This window comes from Rufibacter soli, from assembly GCF_054781795.1.
Map to the genome: position 1 here is coordinate 949,622 of NZ_BAAGTS010000002.1, position 18,549 is coordinate 968,170.

Here is an 18,549-nt window from a genome sequence, read left to right on the forward strand (position 1 = left end):
GCTGTTTTAGCACGGAACTGAATTAATACGTACGCAGAAAGCGTTATCTTTCCAAAATGTTACGGATTTTTGATTGACGATTCCCCGTTGAGATGGCTCCTTAGCTTTGTTCAACTTTTATCGTCACTATGGCCACACCCAAGTTCATTGCCCCTTCTACTTCCTTCTACGCCGAATTAAAAGCTCGCACCAGCGCCTACTTTGAGGAGAAAGGAAGCCAACCCACCGGAAACAAAAACCTTTACATAAAAGCCGCTGTGCTGCTGTCCAGCCTGGTCTTTTTATACGTGCACCTGGTCTTTTTTACGCCGCCTTTCTGGCTGGCCATTATTGAATGTGTGCTGTTGGGTGGCGTGACTGCCGCCATTGGTTTCAACATTATGCATGATGGGGGCCACGGAAGCTTCAGTAAGCGCAAGTGGGTAAATACCATGGCAGGTCTTACGTCTAACATGTTGGGCGCCAATATCCACATGTGGACCACCAAGCACAACATCATCCACCACACCTATACCAACATTGACGGCGTAGATGATGACCTGGACGCCAGACCTTTCCTGCGCCTCTGTGAAAACCAAGAACACCTGAAAATTCATAAGTACCAGCATTTCTATTTCTGGGGTGCCTATTCTATGTTGTTCATCTATTGGGTGTTCATCACGGACTATATCAAATACTTTACCCAGAAAGTGGGTACTATTCCGTTGCAGAAAATGAAGCGCAAGGACCATATTTCGTTTTGGGGCTTTAAAATGATGCACTTCGCCATGTTCGTGATTCTGCCTATTTACACGGTAGGGTTTCTTCCTTGGGTAGTAGGATTCCTGATCTATGGCATGTTTACCGGTCTGGTGATGAGCATTGTGTTCCAGTTGGCCCATACCGTAGAGCACGCGCATTTCCCTATGCCTACCGCGGCTACCAACCGCATTGAAGATGAGTGGGCGCTGCATCAGTTGAAGACTACCGCCAACTTCGCGACCAAGAACAAGATCGTTTCCTGGTTAACCGGCGGTCTGAACTTCCAGATAGAGCACCACCTTTTCCCACGTATCTCTCACGTGCATTACCCGGCCATCAGTAAGATCATCAAGCAAGCCTGCGCCGAATTTGGGGTAACCTACAATGAATATCCTAAAACCAGAACCGCTATCCTGTCGCACATTGCGCATTTAAAGCAACTGGCCTTGCAGCCGGTGATGGTGCAACGGTAGATACTAAAGGATTGACTAAAGAAGGCCCGCTCTCATTTAGATGAGAGCGGGCCTTTCAGTTTTAAGGGTGTTTTTAGGAAAACAGATCCAAAACAGCTTTTTATTATGTAGGGGCAATCCCTTGTGGTTGCCCTTTACATTTTCACCCGCATTAGGGCAACCACAAGGGATTGCCCCTACATTCCTTTACTTCGCCTGTGGGCTCGCCTGCATGTACCGCTCAAAGAACTCATAGGTCCTTAACATCTGGTCAATGCGCTGGCGGTTGTTGCCGGCGCGGGTGATCTCGTGGGTGGCGCCGGGGTGCCGCACGTATTCCACGGGTCGGTTCAAGACTTTCAGGCTTTTGTAGAGCATCTCGCTTTGGATGACGCCGGTGCGCAGGTCATTCTCGCCGTGGAAGATGATGAGCGGGGTGGTGATGTTCTGCACGTAGGTAAGCGGTGATTCGCTCTGGATGATGCCTTTGTGCTCCTGCTCCCAGGGGTAACCCCCGAAGTAATTGGGCACCAGGCGCCAGGCGTTTCCTTCCCCGAAGAAGGTGCTCAGGTCATACACGCCGCGCTGTGAGCAGGCCGCTTTGAAGCGTTTGTCATGGCCCAGAATCCAGGAAACCAGGTAACCGCCGTAAGAGCCGCCGGTAATGGTCAACCGTGAGGTATCGGCCCAGCCTTGGGCCACAGTTTTGTCCAGGGCGGTCAGCACATCGCTGGCCGGGCCGGCGCCCCAGTCTTTGATATTGGCGCGCATGAAGTCCTCACCGTAGCCCCCAGAGCCGCGCGGATTGGCATACACCACGCCGTACCCTCGGCTGGTGAAATACTGGTACTCATGCCACATGCTGTTTTCGCCGGGACCCCACATAGCGGTGGGCCCGCCATGGATTTCCAGGAGCAGCGGGTATTTCTGGCCGGCCACAAAGTTGGTGGGTTTCATGACCCAGTACTCAATGGTTTGGCCTTTGGCGTTGGTGAAGGTGTGTTTTTCGGGTTGGCTCAGTTTCTTCTGGCTTACCCATTCCTGGTTGAAAGAGGTAAGGCGCACCGGTTTTTTGCCATCGGCAGCAGCCGCGTACAGTTCATTGGGGTTGGCAATTTGGGTGATCACGTAGGCCAACTGGTTTTTCTGGAGGTCAAAGGAGCCTACGCCTTGGGTGACGTCTGTGAGCGGCTCTACTTTTCTCTTCTTCACATCGGCCCGGTTCAGCAGCACGCCGCCGTTGGAGGGCGAGGTGAAATAGACGTATTGGTCGTTCTCGCCCCAAACTAGGTTGCTTTTGTTGCGGTCATAGGCAATGGTCACCAGCTCAGCGGCCTGGCCACCCACGGGCATCAAACCCAGCGCCGGAATCCTGACCTCATTGGAGGGGCTGTACTGGAAGGCGATCCATTTGCCGGACGGGGAGATGCTGCTGCCGTTATAGGACATGCCTTTTTTGCCCAGCAACTGTTTGAGGCCGGTGCCGTCTGCGTTCACCAGATAAATGGCGTTGTCCTGAGCGCGGGTAGGGTTCTCGGTTTGGTCCATGTCGCCGTCAAAGATGATTTGGCGGCCGTTAGGCAGGAAGTTGGCGTTGCTGCAGGACGTGAAACCAGGGGTAAGGTCTTTGGGCGTGGCGCCGGGCTGGGCGTCAATGAGAAAGATATGTGACAGGTTAAGGGCAGACGAGGTAGTGGATTCTTCCTGGAACCGCAGCTGGTTGATCACTTTGGCTTTCTGGTCTTTCTCGTTCTGGTCCAGGTAGCCTCTTATCTCCGCTAGGGTGCCGTCTGGGTTAGGCTTGGCGGCGTTCACCTTCAGGTTTTCATTCTGGAAGAAGCCCGGTTTTTCATAAGACCACTTGGGCAGGTCTCTGCTGGGATTAAGGGTAGAATCTGCAAGTAACTCATTCAGGGCAATGCCCGAGGTGAAGAGCAGCTGGCGGCCGTTGGGGCTCCAGCGGGGTTGGCTGGCACCGTACTTGAACTTGGTGAGTTGCATGGGCTCGCCGCCGGCGAAGGAAAGCAGGAAGATCTGGGATTTGCCTTCGGCCACGCGCACGAAGGCCAGTTGCTTGCCGTCTGGGCTCCAGGCGGGCTGGGTAGCGTTGTCTTTGCCGTAGGTCAGCTGCCGGGGCGCCTGGCTTTTGTTCACCGGCTGCAGGAACAGATGGGTACTGTACCTGAAATCGTTCTTCTTGTCGGGGTCTGGCTCTACGCTGGTCACGGTAAAGGCCACCTGCTTACTGTCCGGCGACAGGGCCACGGCGCCCACCTGCTTGATCTTGAGTAAGTCTGTGACCTGCACCAGGTCTTTGCTGGCCTGGGCCTGTACCCAGGTAAGGCTTACCCACCACAAAAGCAGGAAAACCGATAGTTGTTTGTTCATAGTGTACGGCTGAAGGAATAGATACAGGAAACATGGGTTTCCACCTTAAAGCTAAAAATAATTCCCGGCTAAACGCAGCGTTTGTGCGGTTAGCCGGGAAGCAGTTAAGCTAATTTGGGAAAGGCAAGCGCTAGGAGCGTCTGTTGGAGACTGTTGGCAGCGTAAAATAAAAGCGCTATTCCGCTTGCTGGTGAGAACACACAGCAAGGGCAGGGTTCTTTGCGTGGTTTGGGAATTGTGAGAGAAGAAAAGCGATGGTAAAAGGCAGGTAACTCACCCATTAACGCATACTCAACGCAGACTCTCCCCTTGAGGGGAGGTAGAGGGGTGTTTACACAGGAGAGCACGCATTTCAGAACATTACAATACTTGGCTGAACATTATATTGACTAAGTGAAAAGGTAGGAATACCTGGATCAGCAGGTGTAAACACCCCCTTTACCCCCCTCATGGGGGGAGTCTGCGGTGAATGAGCGGTTTTTCGTTTTGAAGCAGTTTGCTTAAAAGAGACTGCCCTTAGTAGACTGCTCCCTATTTTGGGCCTGTTTTCTGAAAAACAGCCTCAAAAGAGATTCAGACTTATGCCTGGTCCCGGGCTTTTGAAATCTGCTCTACTAGGTCTTCATCAGAAGTTTCCTCCAGCCAATTGGCAGGCAGTTGCAAGCGTACGGTTTGGGCGCCGCCGCTAGGAGTGCAGACTACAGTTACGTTGCCATCTGGGGCTTCGGTGAGTTCTGTGGCTTTTTCGGCGGCTTTGGTGTCTAATCCGGCGTAGGCCTGCACGCAGGTCCAGGTGAGGTTGTCTTGGTCAGTTACTTCGCGTTGGGTCATATTGGGGAAATGAGTGAGTGAGTGAGTGAGTGAGTGAGTGAGTGAGTGAGTGAGTGAAAATTAGGAATGATGGAAGGTACGGCGTACAGGAAAAAAGGATGGCAAATTTCTGTTTTAAGGCTCTTTTTCAAAAAACAGGCTCAAAACGCTTTTGCTTTCCTCCAATTCCTCTTATCCAATCCCCCAATAGCATATCAGCACATGACACCATTAGCACATTAAAATTCACTCATTCACACATTCACTCAATAAACCCCTCAATCAAGAAAGTCAAACGCGCTGATGTAGGCGTTCATGTGTTCAAGCAGCAGGTGAATGTGGTAGCCATCGGCGAGGGCGTGGTGCACGGCAATGCTGAGGGGAAGCGTGACCTGGTCTTCGTGCTGCACCAATTTGCCGAAGGCGAACTTAGGGATGCCCGCATCTGCTGGATTAACCGAGAACGCGTGTTCCATGCCTTTGAAGGGAAACCAGGGCAGCGTGGTGATGTGCAGGTTGTCATTGCCCTGGTAGCCATGGAAGAGGCCTTTTTTGTCTTGTACATCAGCAATGATTTCGCGGGCCTGGGTGCAGAAATCAAGGAGGGCGTCTTGGTGAGGCAGGTGCACAAAGGCAATGTTCTGGTCGTTCTTGAGGACGGTAGTGGAAATGTCTAGCCCGGCATATTGTACTACCTGGTTGTCTTCAATGCGGAGTAGAAAGTTTGGCGTGGCGCAGGCAGCCTGGCGCGTGACAAACAGGTAGGCTAGAAAAACCGAGAGGCCTTCGCGTTTGCAATAGTGGTATAGCGGGGTGAGATCCAGTTCTGTGTGCACGTTGAAAAACGGCTGCGTGAACGGCTGAAAGAAACGAAACTGCTCCTCACGGTCCCAGCCTTCCAGCGGAACATTGGTTTTAAGGTATCTGGTGGTCATGCTTTGTTTCAATCCTGGTGTTGGTTTTTTCTTCTGTGCCTTCCTGCCTTCTCCTTTTCCTAAAGGGAAGTGCTTTTTGCGTTTTAGGGCCGTTTTAAGAAAACAAGGCCCAAAATAGACTGGTGTTCTTTAAACACCTTGTGTTATTTTCATACCTGTCGCCAAGCGATAGAAGGTGTGCGCGCTGGCAGAAATAGAGGATGGGTTTCCCTATTCCACAGGCTTACTGGTTACTAAGAAATTAGGGTCTACCTCTAGGTCTGCGGTGCCTTTGGCCACTTTGGTATCCTTCCAGGAGGTGGCTACGGGTTTTAGCCAGTTGGATTTTCCGTTGATCCGTACTTTTACCGGCATAGAGAAAGTGGGTAGGCAGTTGGCCCAGCGGTAAGAGAGCTTGTTGCCGGTGATTTTGTATTCCAGCACGGGTACGTTTACCTCCCGCAGGTATTGGTCAAAGAAGGCGGAAAGCTTTAGTCCGGTTTTCTGGGCCAGGTACTGCTCTATCTGGGCGCCGGTCACGGTTTGGTGGTAAAAGTCTTTGTTAAGGCCGCGCAGGATTTTTCGCCATTTCACGTCATCGTTCACCAATTGCCGCAGGGTGTGCAGCATGTTAGCGCCTTTGTAGTACATGTCTCCCGAACCGGAACTATTGACCCCATATTTACCAACAATGGGGCGGTCGTTTTTAATGGCTTTGCGGGTGCCCAGCACGTAGGCATGACCGGCTTCCTTGCCGTAATAATACTCTACAAACAGGTTTTCTGAGTAGGCTGTGAACGCCTCATGCACCCACATATCGGCTATGTCTTTATAGGTGATATTGTTGGCGAACCACTCATGGCCGCTTTCATGGATGATGATGAAATCAAACTTAAGGCCCCAGCCCGTGCCGCTTAAATCTCGGCCCAGGTAGCCGTTCTGGTACTTGTTGCCATATGTCACCGAGCTTTGGTGCTCCATGCCCAGGTAGGGGACTTCTACCAGCTTATAACTGTCTTCATAGAACGGGTAGGGGCCAAACCAGTGCTCAAACGCTTTGAGCATGCGTGGCACGTCTTTAAACTGGGCTTTGGCTTTCTCCAGGTTATCGCGCAGCACGTAATAGTCGCAGTCCAGGGGGCCTTTCTCACCGGGGTACACTTCTGAGAAGTGCACGTAGTCGCCTATGTTCACGTTCACCCCATAGTTGTTGATGGGATTGGTGACGGCCCAATGGAAGGTGGTGGTATTGTCTGCGTGCTTTTCTATTTGCCGTAGCCTTCCGTTGGAAACTTCTGTCAACGACGAAGGCACGGTCACGCGTATCATCATGCTGTCTGGCTCATCATACATGTGGTCTTTGTTGGGCCAGAAGAGGCTGGCGCCATCGCCCTGCACAGAGGTGGCGATAAAGGGTTTGCCGTGGGCGTCTTTTTTCCAGGTGACGCCGCCGCTCCAGGGTGGGTTTTCGCTTACCTGGGGCTTACCTTTAAAATAGACCTCTACGCTATGCACCGTACTGGCCACCTGTGGCTGGGCCAGTTGAATAAACCAGGCATTGCCGTCTTGCCTAACCACCAGATTCTGGCCGTTCTGCACCACGCGCTCTATTTTCATGGGTGGCTGCAAATCCAGCTGCAGGGTCTGGTGCGGGGTAAGCACTTTGTAGGTGACCTTGTTCATGCCCTGGAAGGTGCTGTCTGCGGGGTTTACCTTAATGGACAGGTCATAGTGGGTAAGATCCCACCAGGCGCGCTCTGGCGTAACGGAACCACGCAACGTATCTTGCCGGGTAAAGGTGGGCGGCGTGGTCTGGGCCTGGGCGGTAAAGGCCAGCAACACCAGCAACAGCACAGGAACAGCGTAAATATTTTTTAGAAAAGAGGTTTGCATACCACTACAGTCATTAAAAGCCAGAGATACTAAGGTACGGGGCAATTTGAAATTTACCCACTAGAATGCTAAGTAGCAACCAGAGAAAGAGCCCTGCCGCCATAGGGCGTTTCCTGAGTAGAAAGAAATTGGGGAAAGGCAGGATGAAAGGCAAGCTAGAAGTACGGACAGGGCTTAACCTGTCCACCCGCGCATTCCCGGTCCCACCCATTTCGTCCTCCTTTGAAGGGGATAGGGGGGATGACTGCTCGTGCTGAGATACCTGTATGTATGATTGATTTTAGGAATTGCTTTTGAGACTGACGCCTCACTGAAGTTGCCAACTTCAGCCCATTATAGGTCCAAGCTGAAACCTTGAACCAGGGAATATTTTAGAAGGTAACGGACCTACCCTCAAGGGGAGAATCTGCGGTAGCAATCGCGATGGGCTTATGGATGAAACAACCAGGAATAGACAATCAGCAACCAACAATCAGCTATCACTTTTCGTTTTGGGCCTGTTTTCTGGAAAACAACCCAAAAACGACAGCAAGTATAGGAACAGCTTACTACCTTATTTACTTCTCGCGTTTACATCTTCGGTGAAACAGGTACTAAAAGAGGGAAACCCTTTGCATTGAAAGACGCCTGCGGTTCCGGCTTTTTCTGTACTTTTAGTACCCATACACCGCCCTACGTACTGCATGAACCTGTCTACTCTCACTATCAAGCAAAGCCTTAACAAAGCCTACCGCCTGCTCAAACCAAAACGCAATGACATTGAGCGGTTTAAGCAGAACCTCATTGGTTTACTGGGCCAGATAGACGAAAAAGAAACCGAGGAGAACGTGAAGATCCACCTCATGGATTTTCTCAAGAACACCTGGTACAGCCCAGACTTTCTGGTAGCCACCAAAGGCAAGACAGATTTTGTGCTGCACACCGGTAAAGACGCCAAAAGCCCCAGCGGCGTGCTGTTTGAGGTAAAACGCCCCAGCAATAAAGGGGACATGGTCACCCAGAAAGACCTCAACAAAAAGGCCTTGCAGGAGCTGGTGCTGTATTACCTGCGCGAACGCCATGATGGCCACAACACCGACCTAAGGCACCTGGTCATCACCAATATCTATGAGTGGTTTGTGTTTGACGCCGCCGAGTTTGAACGGGTGTTTGGCAAGAGCACGCCCCTCAAGAAAAGCTATGAGTCCTGGAAAGCCGGGCAGAAAGTAAGCACTAACACAGACCTGTTCTACAAAGAGATTGCCAAGCCGTTCATAGACCAACTCACCGAGCCCCTCACGTTCACCTACTTTGACATACGCGAGTTTGAGAAGCCCTTGCGCAGCCAAAGCCTGAAGGACGACAACCACCTCATTGGCCTGTTCAAAATCCTGAGCCCCACGCATTTGCTCAAGTTGCCCTTCACCAATGACAGCAACAGCCTGGACCGTGGCTTCTATGCCGAACTCCTGCACCTCATTGGCCTGGAAGAGGTAAAGGAAGGCAACAAGAAACTGATCAGGCGCAAGGCGGCGGGCAAACGGCAACCGGGTTCACTGCTGGAAAACGCCATCATCAACATTGAGTCTGAAGACCTGCTCAGCAACTTGCCCAACCCCGGGCAGTACGGCGCCACGCAAGAAGAACGGCTCTACAACGTGGCCCTGGAACTGTGCATTACCTGGGTCAACCGCGTGCTGTTCTTGAAGCTGCTGGAAGCCCAACTCATCAAATACCACCGGCAAGACCAGCAGTTCAAGTTCCTCAACTACGCCACTATTCCGCAGTATGATGAGCTGAACAAGCTGTTCTTTCAGGTGCTGGCCAAACGGCCCCATGAACGGTCTGGCCCGGTGCAGCAGAAATACAGCCAGGTGCCCTACCTCAACAGTTCTCTGTTTGAAACCACGGAGATGGAGCGCGACATCATCAGGATGAGTTCTTTGGATGACCTGGTCACCCTGGATCTGTACCCCGGCACCGTCTTGCGCAATGCCCAGAACAAACCGCTCACCGGCCACCTGAACGGACTGGAATACCTGCTGCGCTTTCTGGAGGCCTATGACTTTGCCTCTGAGGGCCGCGAAGAAATACAGGAAGAAAGCAAAACCCTCATTAACGCCGCCGTGCTGGGCCTTATCTTTGAGAAGATCAACGGCTACAAAGACGGCTCTATTTACACGCCCGGCTTCATTACTATGTACATGTGCCGGCAGGCCATCAGGCTGGCGGTGGTGCAGAAGTTCAAGGACGCCTACGGCTGGCCCCTGGACAGCTTTGATGACCTCAAGAATTACCTGGCCGACCACAAAGGCACGGCCAAAGTGCTGGAGTTCAACCAGCTGCTCAACGGCCTGCACCTCTGCGACCCCGCCGTGGGTTCGGGGCACTTTTTGGTAAGCGCGCTCAATGAGCTCATTGCCTGCAAGGCTGAACTGGGTTTGCTGGCAGATGCCAAAGGCGTGCGCCTGAGCGATTACCAGGTCACGGTAGAAAACGATGAACTGCTCATTACCCACCGCGCCACCGATGACCTTTTTGAATACACCGTGCAACCGGCCCCGCACGGCAAGGGCTTTAAGATAGACCCCGAAACCCAGCGCGTGCAGCAGACGCTCTTCCATGAAAAGCAGACCATTATTGAGAACTGCCTGTTTGGCGTAGATATCAACCCCAACTCGGTGAAGATTTGCCGGCTGCGGCTCTGGATTGAACTGCTCAAGAATGCCTATTACGCGCCCCTGTCTGCTACCGAAGAGGGGCCGGGAGTGGGGTTTGCCAGCCCCGTGTGCTATGCCCAGGAACCTGGCCTGCGCGAGGGGTTTGCCTCTTCAAATGGGCCGGCCGACCTGCACCTGCAAACCCTGCCCAACATTGACATCAACATTAAGCAGGGCAACTCCTTGATCAGCCGCTATGCATTGGACGCAGATTTAAGCAAGGCGCTCAAAGGCGTGAAGTACAGCGTAGCAGAATACCGCAACTACGTGCAGGCCTACAAAAACACGCACCACAAAGAGCACAAGCGCGAACTGGAGCAGATCATTGGCCGCATTAAGTCAGATTTCAGGACGGAGATTACCAAGACGGACCCCAAACAGCAAAAGCTGAACCGCCTGAACGGCGAACTCATTAACCTCACCACGCAGTTGGGCGTCTTTGAACCCAGCGCCAAAGAAAAGAAGGCCAACAAACTGCAACAGCAGAAACTGGAAACCGAGACGGCCAAACTACGGCAGGAGATTGAGGACATCAAGAGCAACGCCATCTATAGAAATGCCTTTGAATGGCGCTTCGAGTTCCCCGAGGTGCTGGACAACGAAGGCAACTTTGAAGGCTTTGACGTGGTCATTGGCAACCCGCCGTATAAGATGATTCAACCAGGGAATACTTTAATAAGCGAAATTGATGGTTATAAGTCACAATTTGAAATCGCTGATTTTAAAATTGATTTGTTTCATTTGTTCTTCCAAATCGGAACCAAGATTTTAAAATTAGGTGGTTGTTTGGATTACATTGCTCCTAGTTCGCTTTTAATTAATGTGTTTGCAAGTAACTTAAGGGGGTGGCTGCTCGAACGAAATACTATTCTTGAGATAGTGGTTGGAGAGGATAAAGTATTTGATGAAGCTGATGTACATACTGCAATATATCTTTTTAAGAAAATAAAGCCTCGTGGTAATGAAGAAGTGAGATTTACAACATCATTTTCGGAGTCTTCAATTAATAGTATAAATTTTAAAAGTATCAAAATGAATGAGCTTGGGCTCTTACAAAATGGTATTTGGAATTTAAATATTAGTAGTGCTAATTTTCCCATTTTATATAAAATATCTAGTCATCAAAAGCTTGACTCAGTAGCAAATATCAATCGTGGGTTGATTACCGGAGATAGAGCTAAATATTTTTCTAATGAAGGAACATTAGAAAATCATGTACCTATTTTAGCTGGAGGAGATATATTTAAGTATTATTCAAATACACCTAATGAATATGTATTATTTGAACGGCCAAAATCAGCGGGTGGTTGTTGGGATAAAGCCGTTCATTTAGCTGAGCATAAGATTTGTATTAGGCAAATTGGGAAAGAACCTACAGCAACTTTAATTACACAGCCAATAGCTGTAACTGGAAATATATTCACTGTTATAGCTAGTTCTGTAGAATTTGAAAAATATATTTTATCTATAATTAATTCTAAGGTGATAAAATTTTATTGGAGTGTTTTGTTTAATGATTTTAAAACAACATTTCCTCAAGTATCTATAAGTAGCCTTAATTTTATTCCAATTCCCAACGCAACCGAAGAAGAAAAGGAAACCATCACCCACCTCGTCAACCAAATCCTCGCGGCAAAAGCGGAAAACCCGCAGGCAGACACGTCGGTGTGGGAGCGGGAGATAGACCAGCGGGTGTACCAACTCTATGACCTCAGCCCCGAAGAGATTGCCCTGGTAGAGCAAGGCTAGGCTTTCGGCAGGGCCGCCCCTGAGCCGGGGAGGGAATAAAGAAATGCGTTTTAAGGCCGTTTTCTCAAAAACAGGCCTAAAACGCATTTCTCGTTTCAGGGAGGTAGGCAGGGCAGCGGCTATAAACCACCTCTAAGCGCAGGCAGCAGAAGCTTCGGGTTGCCACCAGAAACGCCTTTTCTGCTGGTTTTTAGGGCCCGCGGCTTTCAATTTAGGGGTGCTTTCCTAAATTAGAGGCATGAAAAGTATCTCCACCTTTGTACGCACCCGTTCGGCCCATCACCTTTCGGGTTTTCTAGTAGCTGGTCTCCTGTTGGCCTCCCCGCTGGTTTCGGCCCAAATCAAGAACCCGGTAGTAGACAGCATTATCAAAGAAGCCACCCAAAACTCGCAGCTGGAGCCCATGGCGCATGAGCTGCTAGATGTCATTGGCCCCCGTCTGGTGGGTTCGCCCCAGATGCTGCAGGCCAGCGACTGGGCCATTGAGAAATACAAAGGCTGGGGCATTGCCGCCCGCCGCGAAAATTGGGGCGAGTGGCGTGGCTGGCAACGCGGCGTATCCCACATAGACATGGTGTACCCCCGCGTAAAATCCCTGGAAGGCATGCAACTAGCCTGGAGCCCCGGTACCAAAGGCAAAGGCGTCACCGCCGAAACCATTCTTCTCCCCGATGTCTCTGATTCCATAGCGTTCCAAAAGTGGCTGCCCAGCGTGAAAGGCAAGTTTGTGCTCATTTCTATGCTGCAGCCCACCGGCCGGCCAGACTATAACTGGCAGGAGTTTGCCACGCCAGCCTCTTTTGAGAAAATGAAAACCCAGCGCACCGCCCAGACAGAGGCCTGGCGCCAGCGGCTGGCCAAAACCGGGCACACCGCCCGCACCCTGCCCGTGGCCCTGGAGAAAGCCGGAGCCGCCGGCGTGGTCATGTCTAACTGGTCCTCGGGCTTTGGCGTGAACAAGATCTTTAGTGCCTACACCAAGAAAATACCTACCGTAGATATTTCCCTGGAAGATTATGGCCTGGTGTACCGCCTCACCCAGTCAGGCCACAAACCTAAAATAAGCGTGCGCGCTGAAGCCAAGGAAACCGGCGTAGCCCCGGCTTTTAACACCATTGCAGAGATCAAAGGCTCTGAGAAACCCAATGAATACGTACTGCTCTCGGCGCACTTTGACTCCTGGGATGGCGGCTCTGGCGCCACCGACAACGGCACCGGCACTATTGTCATGATGGAGGCCATGCGCATTCTCAAGAAAGTGTACCCCAACCCCAAACGTACCATTCTGGTGGGTCACTGGGGCAGCGAGGAGCAGGGCTTGAACGGGTCGCGCGCCTTTGTTGAAGACCACCCCCAGATTGTACAGAACCTGCAGGCCCTCTTCAACCAGGACAACGGCACCGGTCGGGTGGCCAACATCTCGGGCCAGGGCTTCTTGAATTCGTATGAGTACATTACCCGCTGGCTGGCGCCGGTACCCAACAACATTAGAGAGCACATCCAAACTACGTTCCCGGGTATGCCGGGCGGCGGAGGTTCAGACCACGCCTCTTTTGTGGCCGCCGGGGCTCCGGCTTTCTCTTTAAGCTCGCTTAGCTGGGCATACGGCACCTATACCTGGCACACCAACCGCGACACCTATGACAAAGTAGTGTTTGATGACGTGCGCAACAACGCCATTCTTACCGCTATTCTGGCCTACATGGCCAGCGAAGACCCCGCCAAAACGCCCCGCGAAAAAATTGTGCTTCCCGTGAACACCACCACCGGCGAGCCCATGAAATGGCCCGAACAACGCAGCCCCACCCGCAAAGGCGGCCTGGACTAACCCCCAGCAGGCGCATGCCGTGCTTTCTTTCTTATGGATTTCTAAAAAGCCAGGGCCTGTCCCTGGCTTTTTTATTGGCCGGCCGCCTATTTCTCCAGAGCCGCCAAAGTCTGGTTCACCTTGTCTAGCTGCGGTTGCAGTTCTTTTTGCACGGCCAGTTTGTTCAGGAAATACACCAGCACATTCATTGCCAGCACAACCGCCCCCGGACCCAAAAGCTGGCGGGCCCCCAGCGGGAAACCGGCAAAGAAAAGGAGCATGCACCCGCTAAACGGCAACAGGTACCAATACAGCACGCCTTTGAGCAGCTGTACCTGGCGCTGCAAATACCCCCGGTACTGCAGCAGAAACTGGTCCAGAGGCAAAGAGGGGTCTTGGGTGCCGTGGCGCCGGGCCTTGCGTAATTTGGACACCACCCAACCGCACCACACCACCACCAGCGCAGCGCCCAGCTTGGTCAAGGCAAACGGAATAAACCAGGCCACCACCCCAAACAAGGGCATCATGACCAGGGCTACGCCTATCTCCAGGCGGTCCCGGATTTTTATTTTCCTGGCCAGGGCGTCTGCCTCCTGGTTTACCTGCTGCAGCAACAGGGTTTGGTTCACGTGAATACTTTCCCGCGAGGGGGAGTTCTGCCAAAGGTTTTTAAGGTCTTGGTCTAGCATAGGGCTGGGCTTAAACAGGTGAAAAGTTTTTCTCTGATGCGTTTCATTTTTACCGCCACGTGGTTTTCAGAAAGGCCGGTCACGCTGGCTATCTCTTTGTAGGGCAAGTCTTCCAGGTACAGCAGCACCAGCGAGCGATCAGACTCATTCAGTTTCTGAATACAGGCGTGTAGCGCCTGCAACCGTTCTTCGGTGTAGGGGTCTGGGGCTTCCTGGGGAAGTTCCAGAAACTGGAGGCTGTCGCCCAGGGATTTGGTGCGTCTCTGGTCTTTCTGGTGGCGCAGCCGGGCTTGCAGGCATACGTTCAAGGTAACGCGGTACACCCACGTCTGCACCTGCGCCTCGCCCCTAAACCCGGGCAACGCCTTCCAGAGCTGCAGCACCGTTTCCTGAAACAGGTCTTGCGCCGCCTGGTGGTCTGGGGCGTAAGACCGGCATATTCTAAACATGCGGTCTTTGTTAGATTGCAGTAACTGCAGAAAAAGGGTTTCCAGGGGCGTTTGCATGGGCGTGGGTAGAGCCGGTTCATCTAGTTAGTGCCTGCTCCCCGCGAAATATGACAAACCTTCCCCATTTTTTTATGCCAGTCGTTTTTTTCCTGCTGTGCACTAGGGTTAGCGGCAGGGTTTGAGGGATAAAAAGCAGTTTTTAGTGGGTACCGGAAAGATCGTACGGTATTTGGTCTGTAGAGTAGCTACCCTGTAACGCCGTGGTGCTACGTAGCAGGATTGTTTCAAATTTCTACTATCTGCGGTGGCAAAGACTGCCTGCTGCTGTGAAGAAAGGCCTGTTTCTAAAGAGGCGTTCCTGTTGCATAGAACCACGGCGTTACGGTGTAACGCCGCTACACCTCAGAAAGCGCCGGTTCCAAAGACCTGGTCGTGCGCGCAGCTCCTACGAGTGTCATATCCGTTTTAAGCCTGTTTTTCAAAAAACGGCCCTGAAACGCATTTCAACCACTCGTACTCTTTGGCAGAACGGCAAGAATCTGCGCCCGCTGCCCCTTATCTTAAGACACCTCGTTTTAGTGCCTCAAGAAATGGTGTTTTGCAGGTTACTGCTTCAAAGCGGAGGTGGGCGCTTGTAGCCAGGAGAGTGCCTCTTGGGGACATTGGAAAAACTGGAGGTCATAGCAGGCGGGGGCCGTCATGAGGCAACATTCCAGGTTGCGGGCGTGCAAAGGGTTTTCTGGCACTATCACCGCCAGCTGCTTAATGGTTTCCTCACAGAGAAAGGGTACCACCTGGTGGGCCAGCCAGACCAGGTCCTGGGGCATGGGGTTGCCGCGGCGGCTATTGTCTGAGTATAATTTTTTGACCTTGTAAATCTGTATGGCTTCCAGCAGGGCAGCCGTTCCTTTCTCGTACTCTGGCGAACTGGGCGGCTGGTGCCACCCTATGCCCAGAATGCCTGCCTGCGGGTAAAGCACAATCTCATAAAATCGGTTGCTTGCCAAGGAAGAAGATATAAGATTCATGGCCGTACAGATAGAGGTAGAATAAACCTTTACATGGAATGTGTGCGCATGGCGAAGGGTGCTGACATAATAAAACCTGAATGACCTATCCTACTTTTAGGCCCAGACAAGGGGCTCTTAAGTACCCGGATATATTTGTCCTTATACTCCTTTTATAGAAAAATGTATACCTTACACGTGTTCAATCAGGCAGAAAGCCAGGCAACTTATTCGGGCTCTTTTCTCAGGAGGCCAATACAAGGTTGCCCTAAATGGCTGCTTCTCCGTACCTTACCGCACTAAACGCTACCCACATGATCACCATCTACCATAATTCCCGGTGCAGCAAAAGCCGACAGGCGCTAGACCTGCTGGAACAGGCCGGGCAACCCTTTCAAGTGGTACCTTACCTGTTGGAAACCCCCACCAAAGAAGAATTACAGGCCGTGCTTGAAAAGCTAAAAATGGGCCCCGAAGACCTAATCAGAAAAGGGGAGAAGCTTTACAAAGAAGTGTATGAAGGGCAGCACCTTACCCAAGACCAATGGCTGCAGGTGTTGGTAGAAAACCCTATTCTCATTGAACGCCCTATTATAGTCAACGGCGACAAGGCCGTGATTGGCCGTCCGCCCGAAAACGTATTGACTATTCTGTAAGCGCACAGAAGGCTTAGCCTTTTTTAGGCGAAGAAGTGCCAAACCCCAAAAGGCTATAAAGCAGAAATCCCCCTCTACCGAACAGGCTGAGCGGGGATTCACTGTAATTGAAATTAACGCTTATCTTCTAGAGGGACCGGAGCCAGGATTTAATCTCAGACTCGGTTTTGCCCAGCTTTTGCTGCAGTTTACCCAGCCATTTGTCTTCCTGTCCTTCTTCGTAGGTCAGATCGTCTTCGGTGAGGTCACCGTAGGCCATCTTCATTTTGCCTTTGACTTCATTCCAGTTGCCGCGGGCTCTATATTCTCCTTCGTGAGTGCTCATCTATGTATATGGTTAGATATAGGTATACCCCGATATACGCACGACTTGGCCCAAGGTTGAAGGAGAAAGGCCCCATTTGCTAAAAAAAACGCTAATTTTTTAGCCCTAACAAAGTAGTCAACTGGCTCTTTTTAGATGGTTGCTGTAAGATGTTGATTATAAGTGTGTTGAAGGATGGTAAGCCTATTTCAGGCCTTTCAGAAAATCGCGCAGCGCCCGCGGGTCTTTAAAATCCTGTAGGGCATATTCAATCTGCCTTATTTCTTCTTTCAACCCTTTCTTGGCACTCCTGAACTTGGCGTCCATTTGCTTGGGCGTGCCGCCGAATCCTCTTAGAAGCTCTGCCTGCGGGCCAATAAAGTAGCTGCTCCGTTTTTCTTCCAGTTCCTGTATCTGCTCCTGAAGTAAGCGCACGTAATAGTGCAACTGTTCTTCGGGCACGGCCTGCAGCACATGCTCCTGTTCGTGCATGAATTCCATCTGCAGCCTGAGCAGCTCAAAGAAATCGTCATGGTGGTAGGCAATGGTCACTTGCTTCATGGCTTCCTCTTTCCAGAGGCGGGCAGTGGGGTCCATTTCCTTGTCTGGGTGAAGCAGTTTGGCCAGGGTGGTATACAACCGCCGGCTAGCCTTGCTGATGCTCTCCAGTTCTACCTTCACCTTGGCCGCCTGACTCTGCTGGGCCTTGGCTTTCTGGCGGTTGGTCCGCTGGGCCTCGCGCTTGTCCTGTTCCTCCTGCATTTGCTGGTCTAGCCTGGCCTGGAACGCGGCCAGGTCAGAAAAATCCTCGGGGTTAAAGTCTACGCCCAGCACGTCCTTTAAAAGCTGTTGGGTTTCTTTCTGGGCTCCTTTGGGCGGGGGAACAGGGATAGGGGTTTCATACCGGTGGAGGACCTCGGCTACTTCCTGGGCCTCATAATGGTGCACCAGGGTTTGGGCCTGGGTTTTGATAAAGGCCGCCAAGCTTTCCTGTTCCAACCTAGACAAATCCTGCTCTTGATAGGCCTGGTCCAGCAGATGCACCAAATCCACCCGCCGGGCTACCATTTCCCGCACCAGCGGCTGCACCTCTTTCTGCACCCGTACCCGCGCCTGCTCCGCTATCTGCTCCTGCTCCGCTACCTGCGCCTTCAAAACATCAATAGTCTGTATACTGGCGTTGAATTGGGCTTGCAGCTGGGAGAGGGTAGATTCTGTCCTCGGGGTGATTTGCGGGACTTGCGGTTTGGGTGGAGTTGACATGAAGGTAAGGGGGTAGGCTAAGTGTATGATTTTTTGCCGAGGGCTTTTTCTTTTGCTGGTGTGAGAATGCAGATTGCTTTAGTGCACGCCTTCCTGCTTCCTGCTGGCGTGGTTCTGTTGTTGCTTCTTTTGCCGTTGTTGGTGTTCTCACCAACGACCAATACTGCCTCTCACCTTGCAACTGCCTTGTGCACGCATTCCCGCCTGCTGCTGGCGTGGTGTTGGCTGTCGCCTTAAGTCCTTATGCTTGGTTGTTTCATCTTCGCCCTCCGAGCGCTCACGGCCGCGGGGCCCCGTCTTTCCCCCTCGCACTGCCCTTGCGGCCGAGTTGCCTTTCTCTCTTAGCCAAGCCCCTGCAGGGCCACAAGCGAGGCGCTCGAAGTAAAGACTGGAATTGAGCAATGCGTATGATAGCGGTATCCCCTCTCCCCATGGGAGAGAGTTAGGGTGAGGGGCCGCGGTTGTTTAAGCGCACAGGTATTTCTAGTTTGAGACATTCCCCCTCATCCTAACCTTCTCCCTCGGGGAGAAGGGACTGCCCTACTGGGTTTTGGGCACGTTTTTCTAAAAACAGCCTCAATACGCATAATCCTTTACTAAGCGCAGACTCCCCCCTTGAGGGGGGCGAAGGGGGGTGTTTACATCAGCAGATAACTCTTCCCCTCCACGCCAATCGGGAGATTGGCTGTCCCTCCAGTGCGTAGAGCGCTGCCGCTAACTCTACGCAC

The 18,549-nt window shown here is 51.9% G+C and carries 13 protein-coding genes; 4 read left to right on the top strand and 9 right to left on the bottom strand.

Annotation, left to right across the window (positions count from 1 at the left end; genetic code table 11):
- Nucleotides 1-128: 128 nt before the first annotated feature.
- A complete protein-coding gene (locus tag ACYVJQ_RS06020; RefSeq protein WP_460892163.1) occupies nt 129-1,214 on the top strand; it encodes a fatty acid desaturase family protein in 1,086 nt (361 codons plus the stop codon).
- Between the two features lie 186 nt (nt 1,215-1,400).
- Here the strand turns inward: ACYVJQ_RS06020 and ACYVJQ_RS06025 are convergent, their stop codons facing one another.
- The 4 genes from ACYVJQ_RS06025 to ACYVJQ_RS06040 all read right to left on the bottom strand — a co-directional run bounded on the left by ACYVJQ_RS06025 (nt 1,401) and on the right by ACYVJQ_RS06040 (nt 7,198).
- Nucleotides 1,401-3,581 (bottom strand): S9 family peptidase, encoded by a 2,181-nt coding sequence (locus ACYVJQ_RS06025; RefSeq protein ID WP_460892164.1) that lies wholly within the window; start codon nt 3,579-3,581, stop codon nt 1,401-1,403.
- Between the two features lie 579 nt (nt 3,582-4,160).
- Nucleotides 4,161-4,412, bottom strand: a complete 252-nt coding sequence (locus ACYVJQ_RS06030) for a hypothetical protein (RefSeq protein ID WP_460892165.1) — start codon at nt 4,410-4,412, stop codon at nt 4,161-4,163.
- Between the two features lie 257 nt (nt 4,413-4,669).
- Nucleotides 4,670-5,326: a CatA-like O-acetyltransferase gene (locus ACYVJQ_RS06035; RefSeq protein WP_460892166.1), complete on the bottom strand. Its 657-nt coding sequence runs from the start codon at nt 5,324-5,326 to the stop codon at nt 4,670-4,672.
- Between the two features lie 210 nt (nt 5,327-5,536).
- On the bottom strand, nt 5,537-7,198 hold the full coding sequence (locus ACYVJQ_RS06040) for a M1 family metallopeptidase (protein WP_460892167.1): 1,662 nt from the start codon (nt 7,196-7,198) through the stop codon (nt 5,537-5,539).
- A 683-nt stretch (nt 7,199-7,881) separates the two neighbouring features.
- Between ACYVJQ_RS06040 and ACYVJQ_RS06045 the strand changes: the two genes are divergently transcribed.
- The gene (locus tag ACYVJQ_RS06045) at nt 7,882-11,646 is read left to right on the top strand and encodes a DUF7149 domain-containing protein (protein WP_460892168.1); all 3,765 of its coding nucleotides are present in this window, start codon (nt 7,882-7,884) and stop codon (nt 11,644-11,646) included.
- A gap of 238 nt (nt 11,647-11,884) precedes the next feature.
- The gene (locus ACYVJQ_RS06050; protein ID WP_460892169.1) at nt 11,885-13,474 is read left to right on the top strand and encodes a M20/M25/M40 family metallo-hydrolase; all 1,590 of its coding nucleotides are present in this window, start codon (nt 11,885-11,887) and stop codon (nt 13,472-13,474) included.
- Nucleotides 13,475-13,560: 86 nt separating this feature from the next.
- Here the strand turns inward: ACYVJQ_RS06050 and ACYVJQ_RS06055 are convergent, their stop codons facing one another.
- The 3 genes from ACYVJQ_RS06055 to ACYVJQ_RS06065 form a co-directional block, all read right to left on the bottom strand.
- Nucleotides 13,561-14,142: a hypothetical protein gene (locus tag ACYVJQ_RS06055; protein ID WP_460892170.1), complete on the bottom strand. Its 582-nt coding sequence runs from the start codon at nt 14,140-14,142 to the stop codon at nt 13,561-13,563.
- Nucleotides 14,136-14,648 (bottom strand): RNA polymerase sigma factor, encoded by a 513-nt coding sequence (locus ACYVJQ_RS06060; protein WP_460892171.1) that lies wholly within the window; start codon nt 14,646-14,648, stop codon nt 14,136-14,138. The genes ACYVJQ_RS06055 and ACYVJQ_RS06060 overlap by 7 nt, the downstream gene beginning before the upstream one ends.
- A gap of 548 nt (nt 14,649-15,196) precedes the next feature.
- On the bottom strand, nt 15,197-15,619 hold the full coding sequence (locus tag ACYVJQ_RS06065) for a hypothetical protein (protein WP_460892172.1): 423 nt from the start codon (nt 15,617-15,619) through the stop codon (nt 15,197-15,199).
- Nucleotides 15,620-15,870: 251 nt separating this feature from the next.
- On the opposite strand from ACYVJQ_RS06065, the gene arsC reads away from it, so the two are divergent.
- Complete coding sequence (gene arsC / locus ACYVJQ_RS06070; RefSeq protein ID WP_460892173.1) at nt 15,871-16,254, top strand: arsenate reductase (glutaredoxin); 384 nt, start codon at nt 15,871-15,873, stop codon at nt 16,252-16,254.
- A gap of 127 nt (nt 16,255-16,381) precedes the next feature.
- Here arsC and ACYVJQ_RS06075 read toward each other — a convergent pair whose 3' ends face one another.
- Nucleotides 16,382-16,579, bottom strand: coding sequence for a CsbD family protein (locus ACYVJQ_RS06075; protein ID WP_460892174.1), 198 nt, complete (start codon nt 16,577-16,579; stop codon nt 16,382-16,384).
- Between the two features lie 183 nt (nt 16,580-16,762).
- Complete coding sequence (locus tag ACYVJQ_RS06080; RefSeq protein WP_460892175.1) at nt 16,763-17,821, bottom strand: J domain-containing protein; 1,059 nt, start codon at nt 17,819-17,821, stop codon at nt 16,763-16,765.
- Nucleotides 17,822-18,549 lie beyond the last annotated feature (728 nt).